1 protein-coding gene is annotated in these 578 nt (G+C 63.8%); it reads right to left on the bottom strand.

The window, feature by feature from the left end; translation table 11 throughout:
- Positions 1-71 precede the first annotated feature (71 nt).
- The coding region (locus NGR01S_RS29690; protein WP_157107514.1) for a site-specific integrase at positions 72-578 on the bottom strand (507 nt) is incomplete at its 5' end.

Genomic DNA, 578 nt, shown 5'->3' with positions numbered 1-578 from the left:
CAGGTCAGAGGCCCTTTCCGAGAAATCGGAGAGGGCCTCTGAGTTTGTTTGACACCAGTTCTTGACACCAGTCACGCAAAAAGGTCGTCCATCCCGGCCACCGCTTCCCGCTGCACCTGCTCGATCACCTCGAGGTAGACGCCGGTGGTCACCGTGATGGAGCTGTGCCGCAGGATCCGCTGCACCGTCGCCGCGTCCACACCCATTGTGAACAGCAGGGTCGCGCAGGAATGCCGGAGATCGTGCAGGCGGATCGGCCGCACACCCGCCTTCTTCACCAGGTCGGCGAATACACGGTTCACGTTGCGTGGCTCCAGCGGAGTCCCCCGGGTCGAGGTGAACACCAGGCCGAGCTTGTTCGCTTCCCGCAGCTCCTTGTCCGCGAACTGCTCGCGCTTGTGCCGGACGAGAATCTCGACCAGTTTGGACGGGAGAGGGATCGAGGCCGCCGAGCTGTCGGTTTTCAGCGCGTGGATACCTAGCTCACCGCCCACCCGGTACAGGGCCTGTTCCAGGTTGAGAGTGCCCCGGATCAGATCGACATCCGTCCACCGCAACCCCAACGCTTCCCCGCGCCG

Source organism: Nocardia grenadensis NBRC 108939, from assembly GCF_001613445.1.
GTDB lineage: Bacteria > Actinomycetota > Actinomycetes > Mycobacteriales > Mycobacteriaceae > Nocardia > Nocardia grenadensis.
Note: the sequence above shows the minus strand (reverse complement) of the source record. Positions and strands in the feature narration are given on the sequence as shown.